Annotated in this window: 5 protein-coding genes; all 5 read left to right on the top strand. The window is 56.2% G+C overall.

Annotated features, from left to right (window positions below; all coding sequences use genetic code 11):
* Positions 1–452 precede the first annotated feature (452 nt).
* The 5 genes from ASG79_RS12110 (at position 453) to ASG79_RS12090 (ending at position 6,607) form a co-directional block, all read left to right on the top strand.
* Positions 453–1,436, top strand: a complete 984-nt coding sequence (locus ASG79_RS12110; RefSeq protein ID WP_162256825.1) for a tripartite tricarboxylate transporter substrate binding protein — start codon at positions 453–455, stop codon at positions 1,434–1,436.
* Between the two features lie 8 nt (positions 1,437–1,444).
* Positions 1,445–1,996 (top strand): tripartite tricarboxylate transporter TctB family protein, encoded by a 552-nt coding sequence (locus tag ASG79_RS23090; protein WP_082581747.1) that lies wholly within the window; start codon positions 1,445–1,447, stop codon positions 1,994–1,996.
* Entirely contained in the window at positions 1,997–3,529 is a 1,533-nt protein-coding gene (locus ASG79_RS12100; RefSeq protein ID WP_082581746.1) for a tripartite tricarboxylate transporter permease, read from the top strand. It abuts the gene before it with no gap.
* Between the two features lie 508 nt (positions 3,530–4,037).
* The gene (locus tag ASG79_RS12095; protein WP_082581745.1) at positions 4,038–5,696 is read left to right on the top strand and encodes an AMP-binding protein; all 1,659 of its coding nucleotides are present in this window, start codon (positions 4,038–4,040) and stop codon (positions 5,694–5,696) included.
* A complete protein-coding gene (locus ASG79_RS12090) occupies positions 5,693–6,607 on the top strand; it encodes an SMP-30/gluconolactonase/LRE family protein (protein WP_082581744.1) in 915 nt (304 codons plus the stop codon). The genes ASG79_RS12095 and ASG79_RS12090 overlap by 4 nt, the downstream gene beginning before the upstream one ends.
* Positions 6,608–6,692 lie beyond the last annotated feature (85 nt).

The following is a 6,692-nucleotide window of genomic DNA, read 5'->3' as shown; positions in this document are numbered from 1 at the left end:
TGACCGCCTTATCGACGTCGCCCTCCAATCCGAATCCATTGTGGGACATTCCCTTCCCGGGAAAGTCATGCGCGGACGCGCACTACACACATATCGCTGATGCGTCCGACTGCCTCCGAATCCGGGGGCGCGGTGTTGACGGCCCTACGCTCCGGGCACTACTGGGGAGTATCGCAAAGGTCGCAAAGGGGGAACTAGTCCACCGAGCTGCCGGGGATCGACTCCGGCGTCGGTCTTGTGATGCATCACATGCGGTCCAATGCGCAGCGCGAAGGTCACGGGCTCGAATCCTCGGTCCAGTGTTCGGAACCTGGATCTTCCCGTACCCGCCCCGTCTGGCAGCTGATTGCAAGAGGTGAAAACCGACGTCTCACAAGTCCAGACCTTTCAGCAGAAAGCCGATCTCTCGACCAATCAGTATGCCGCTAGCCACAATCATAGAAAGAGTCTCAGTGAAAAAGATTTCATTTGCAGCACTATGCCTGATCGTCGGTCTCACAGCCACAGGCTGCGGCGGCAACGCCTCGACGACGGGCAGTGAAGAAAAATATCCCGACCGTCCAATCAATATGACCGTGGGCGGGGCTCCCGGCAGCGGGTTCGATCTAACGCTGCGAACGCTTACAGAAGTCCTGGGGAAAAATAAGATTGTAGATGTCCCCACCCCTATCGATAACCGGCCTGGGGCTGACGGCGGGCTCTGGGCTTCGCAAATGATCGATAAGTATTCTGGCGCCGACGACCGCCTTTCCGTCACATCATTGGTGATGATGACGAATCATGCTCGTGGCAAGTCTGAGTTCAACTATGACGATGTCACCATGATCGCGCAGCTGATGACCGAAAATTTTGCCGTTGTCACGAACAAGAACTCGGGCTACGGTGATCTGCCGGCGGTCCTCAATGCGGTCGTTTCCGACCCGGGGTCGGTACCCGTTGGCGCTGCATCGGATGATCAGATGCCCTTCGCGTTACTGGTTGAAGCTGCGGGCGGTGACGCTTCCAAAATCAACTTTGTGGCCTACGAGGGCGGCGGGGAACAATCCACCGCTCTGCTTTCCGGAGACATAGACGTCGCTATCGCTGGCAGCAGCGAATTGCTTCCCCTGATTACATCTGGGGACCTCAAAGCTCTGGCTGTAGTGGGCAAGGAGCGCTACGAGAAGTTGAGCGATGTTCCGACTACAACTGAGCTGGGTTATGACGTCACGATCGCAAACTGGCGCGGGATTTACGGCCCCCCTAACATGCCTGATTACGCCGTCAAGTACTGGCAGAACGCGATTAAGGAAGCACTCGAGACAAAGGAATGGCGTGATGCCGCGGAGAAGAACCAGTGGGTAACGAGTTACCGGACCGGTGAGGATCTCAATACCTTTCTGAAGGAAACGAACCAGCAGGTGACCGATGCCTTCACGAAAATTGAGAAGGGGTGACCACACCAATGTCGGCTGAAAAGACCCCCACTTTATCCCGCGGGCGCTCCGACTTGCTGTGTGGACTCGGCGTGCTGGCTGCGGGCTCACTTCTACTCGTCAGCGCGCTCGGCATAGACACTACTCTTGGGACTAAAGCGGGAATTGGTCCTGGGACGGTGCCAGTTGCCCTAGCGACCTTGCTTATGGCCGGCGGTGCCGCGCTTCTCTTCACCGGTATTCGGGCGGCGCGAGCATCCCACACCGGTACGCAAACATTTTCACAAGCCGCAAGCGATGTAGAAGCGCTCTTGAAGGAAGCTGAACCACCCGTCCCGCTCAAGAAACTCCTTGTCATGGTCCTCCTCTTCGTCGGCTACGCTGTCGCCTTTATCCCTCTCGGCTACGTGCTGTCGACGGCGGTTTTTCTCGGGATCGTAGTTACCGTCATCGATCCGGCTAAATGGAAGCGGAATGTGCTGTTCGCCATAGGCTTCTCAGCCATTGTTTATCTGGGCTTCACCCAACTCCTCGGCGTACCGCTTCCTGTAGGTGTGCTCGGACTACGGGTAGGGGGCTGAATGGACGCGTTCGGTGCTCTCCTAGCTGGCCTCGGGTCTGCGGTCACCCCGACCAATCTGATGTTCGTTTTCCTTGGTGTTCTCATCGGCACAATCGTAGGAGTGCTCCCTGGACTCGGCCCCATTACGGCCATAGCACTTTTGATTCCGCTTACATTCGGTCTCGAACCCACTAGCGGCCTGATACTGCTTTCAGGTGTTTACTACGGCGCGATGTACGGCGGATCAATTACTTCCATACTCATACGAACACCCGGCGAGGTGGCATCAGCTGTCACAGCGCTCGACGGGCACCAGATGGCCAAAAAGGGACACGCTGGGCCTGCCCTGGCTACCGCCGCCGTTGGTTCGTTCATTGGCGGCACATTAGCCGTCATCGGTCTAGTTTTTCTGTCTCCGGCTCTGGTCACCCTCGCGACAACGTTCGGAGCCGCTGAATACACTGTTTTGCTCCTCGGAGCACTTGCACTCACGGCATCCTTGATGAGTGGGTCTAAGCTGAAGGCCGGTATCTCCGTGCTTATCGGAATGTCATTCGGCGTGGTCGGGCTCGATCCGCAAAGCGGAGTGGAACGTTGGACCGGAGGGGCTATCGAGCTTTCCGACGGCCTCGACATCGCTCTAGTTGCCATGGCCCTTTTCGCCGTGCCAGAGGCGCTTCGTCACCTCGCAGTCGGTGACCGGAAGCCCTCGTCTACGACGCATGTCCAACGGGCTTGGATGAATAAGGAAGACCTTCGCCTATCAGTGGGACCTTACGCCCGAGGATCCGTAGTTGGATTCTTGGCCGGAGTGATACCTGGCCTCGGACCGACACTTGGCTCGTTTGCCTCCTACTCATTGGAACGAAGTGTTGCCCGGGGCGAGCGGAAGAAACTCTTTGGCAAGGGAGCAATTGAAGGGGTCGCCGGTCCTGAGACTGCAAACAACGCTGCAGTCGGCGGTGCCATGGTTCCCATGCTGGCTTTAGCGATACCAGGATCGGCGACAACGGCGCTTCTTCTTTTCGTCTACCAGATGTATGGGTTGCAGCCGGGCCCTCAACTTTTCGTGAACGATGGTCCACTCGTTTGGACGATCGTCGCGTCGATGCTGATAGGTAACGCCATGCTGCTGGCGTTGAACATGCCGATGGTTCGCATCTTCACGCCAATGCTGAAAGCACCACCGCCGCTGCTTTACGGCGGAGTACTGGCATTCGTGATGTTAGGCGCGTATGCCCTGACATTCAGCTTCTATTCACTGTTGCTGCTTATCGCCATAGGCTTGCTCGGCTACGTAATGCAGGAGAACGATTTCCCGCTCACGCCGGCAATCCTGGCAGCCGTACTGCTTCCCATGCTCGAGGTGAATCTCCGTCGATCCCTACTCGTATCAGACGGCGACTGGACAACGTTCATTAGCAGGCCCTTGTCGCTCATCTTAATCGTCGTCATCGCTCTCGGCACGATTGTGCCGCTCATCATCAGGACAATACGCGCAAGGTCTCAAACCCCTGCAGCGGAACCGACCAGAATAGACGCCTTGAGTTAGGGGCGACTTCTCATCTAGTTGGACCCAGTCTCGGTCAGGCAGCCCCCACGGTGGGACACATGAAGACCTCTTAGATTCAGTTGGCAGTTATGGCAACCCTCAATCTAAGAGGTCTTCCCTACTGGCGATGTCACCAACGTCTTGGCGGCTTGCGCCACGGAAAGATCGCGCATTTTGCTGGTCAGCTCGAGAAGCGGGGTCGTGCCCACTGTCGACCGGGGGCATGTCTAGGCTAGACGTCGGCCGGCTATGCAGCATCGCTCGAGAGGTCAGCCACCGTAATGCATCCTGTACACAGCTCCGAGGCTTCCCCCAAGTAGCGAAATTCGGGGACAATTCACCTTTTTCAGGGTGTTGCGGCTGACTTACACAGTTCTGCCACCGGTAAGGCCAGTACGTCAAGGATCGCAGCTCGACCCCTCCTGGCATTCCATACGCCTGTTAGCCAATAGGCCCGCTATTCCCCGGGGTTCTTGACAGTCAGTGTCTTCTGAGTCACAGTTTATCCATGCTTTCTGAGACTCTGGATCCAGAGAGCGGAGACTATATAAGTGAGGTTCTGATGCAGTTCGCCCTTCGAGACTTGACGATCGGAGAGGTTCTCTCGACCCAAGCCACACGACACCGTGACAAACCGTGCCTGGTCTTCGAAACAGTCAGTTTCACTTATCAGGAGGTGGAGCTGGAAACCAACAGACTCGCCAACGGCCTGGGTTCAGCTGGAGTTAATTTCGGCGAACACGTAGCGGTTATGTTGGGCAATGGCCCAGAGATTTTGCTCTCAATTTTCGCCTTAGGGAAACTAGGCGCCGTAGCCGTCCCGCTGAACACATCGGCGAGAGGCAAGGGGCTGGCCTACAATCTTGATCACGCTGATGCCACCACGCTGATCGCTGACGCACAGTTTCTTCCGCATATCGCGGCGATCATCCACGTAACCTCCTCTTTGAAGCGCTTGATCATCGTCGGTGAGCCGCCCTCTGGCGCTGACCTGCCTGCTGGTCTCATTGTCTTGAAGTTCAACGATCTGCGGTCCAGCAATACACTTGCGCCCAAAACCGACGTGAAATACAACGATCAAGCCTTCCTGATGTACACGTCAGGGACGACCGGCCCATCGAAGGCCGTTATGTACACACACGCGTACGCCCTTACGTGGGCCGGGGGGTTCGCCGATGCACACAACTATCGCAGCGACGACATCATGTACGTATCCATGCCCTTGTTTCACGGGAATGCTTTGCATTCCGCCACTTATGGGTGCTTATTGGTCGGAGCCACGGTCGTTATAAAGCCCAAATTTTCGGCATCTAAGTTTTGGCGTGACATATACATCCACCGCGCCACTTTGACAAACCTTTTAGGTTCAATGGGTGACATTCTCTGGAATCTTGATCCATCTGAATATGAGCGCAAGAACACCCTTCGCCAAATTATGGCGGGACCCATACCAGACCGTGGTCGACAAATGGAGGAACGCTGGCATGTCCAGCTAGTGTCCTGTTTCGGATTAACCGATTTCGGAGTTTCAAACTTTTCGACGGTCGATGATCCTCCTGGTAAGTTTGGATCTTGCGGACTGGCGTCACCGCATTTCGAGGTACGAATCGTTGATGATAACGATTTCGAGGTACCTGACGGACAACTTGGCGAGATTGTCTTGCGCACAAAGACGCCATGGCATAGTGCCTCGGGCTACTACAAGATGCCGACCGAAACAGCGGCTAGTCTGCGGAATCAGTGGTTCCACACCGGAGATTTAGGAATTCGCGATGCAGACGGATTTCTGTACTTCAAGGATCGAAAGAAGGACGCAATCCGCAGGCGCGGTGAGAATATATCTGCGTTCGAGGTTGAGCAGGTTTTGATGGACTACGAGGGCATTGCGGAAGTCTGTGCCTATGCGGTGGCGATTGACGGAGACGAAGAAGTAGGCGTTTCTCTTATTACTACGCCAGGCCACAACTTTGTGCCAGCTGATCTGATTAGGTGGTGTGAGGGACGAATGTCGTACTTCATGGTGCCTCGATTTATCGATACGCGCGAAGACTTGCCGAGAACTGAGAGCGGAAAAATTCAAAAGCATTCGCTTCGCACGGATGCGCAATCCAACGTCAAGCAGTTGTGGGATCGCGTGTCGGAAGGCATCGAGGTTGGTCGGCTATGACCCGTCTCGAAAAGATAGCAGCAGGATTTCGTTTACTAGAGGGGCCGGTCTGGGATCCCACCTCCGGCTTGGTATTCGCAGACGCCGAGGGGGGCGGGGTATTTGGTCTCAACGAGACTGGAGCTGGCCCCGCCACTATCGTGCAACACCGACGAGGAATCGGCGGGTTAGTGCGTCATCAGGCCGGCGGTCTTGTCGTATCCGGTCGCAATGTCGCATACAAGGGAACCGATGTATCGTCGACGGTCGTTCTGCTAGACAACACCCCTGAAGTAAGTGGAATGGTCGGATTCAGCGATATGTGTGCCGATGCAGCGGGCCGCGTGCTAGCCGGTATGTTAGGGTCTCGGCCCACCGAGGAAAACCATCTCTCCGACCACGGAAGCCTCTGGCTCATCGACTTGGACGGATCCGCCCGATGCCTAGTACCGTCACCTAAGGTTCGGCACACCAACGGTTTGGCGTTCTCCCCAGACGACACCAGCCTCTACTATGCAGATTCTGGTCAGCAGGCTGTCTTCGTATATGACTACGACGTTGCCAGCGGCCGTGTCGGCGAACCACGTCTGTTCGCCACGATGGACGCGGGCATCCCTGATGGGCTAGCGGTTGCGGCTGATGGAAGTGTCTGGGTAGCAAACGCGTTCGCATCCCGTGTGCTTGTTTTCGGTCCTGACGGAGGTCTGCAGCGCACCGTTAACATACCCCAGGAAATCGTGACCAACGTTTGTTTCGGCGGCACTGCAATGGACGAGGTATTCATCACCACGGGGTCCTTGAACCCGGCGGAGCGTGTTGGTGCTGTGTATCACTTGACTAACGACGTCCCTGGACTTCAAACCCATCAAGCAAAGTGCCCCGTGCTGGTAGGAGCGACGCCCCCGGCCGTGTCCCCAAAGGAGGATGACTAATGACACTGCCTAAGTCTGTCGTGGTGCGTGAAGTAGGCGCGCGTGAGGGTATGCAGATCGAGAAGGGACCAATCTCGACGGCGGA

The sequence above is a fragment of the Arthrobacter sp. Soil761 genome (assembly GCF_001428325.1).
In the GTDB taxonomy this organism is placed as follows: Bacteria; Actinomycetota; Actinomycetes; order Actinomycetales; family Micrococcaceae; genus Arthrobacter.
This window is presented reverse-complemented; position numbering and strand designations above follow the sequence as displayed.

Excerpts from the sequence above, each read along its gene's own strand:
- ASG79_RS12100 (WP_082581746.1), top strand. The coding sequence starts at position 1,997 with ATGGACGCGTTCGGTGCTCTCCTAGCTGGCCTCGGGTCTGCGGTCACC.
- ASG79_RS12090 (WP_082581744.1), top strand. The coding sequence starts at position 5,693 with ATGACCCGTCTCGAAAAGATAGCAGCAGGATTTCGTTTACTAGAGGGG.
- ASG79_RS12095 (WP_082581745.1), top strand. The coding sequence starts at position 4,038 with ATGCTTTCTGAGACTCTGGATCCAGAGAGCGGAGACTATATAAGTGAG.
- ASG79_RS23090 (WP_082581747.1), top strand. The coding sequence starts at position 1,445 with ATGTCGGCTGAAAAGACCCCCACTTTATCCCGCGGGCGCTCCGACTTG.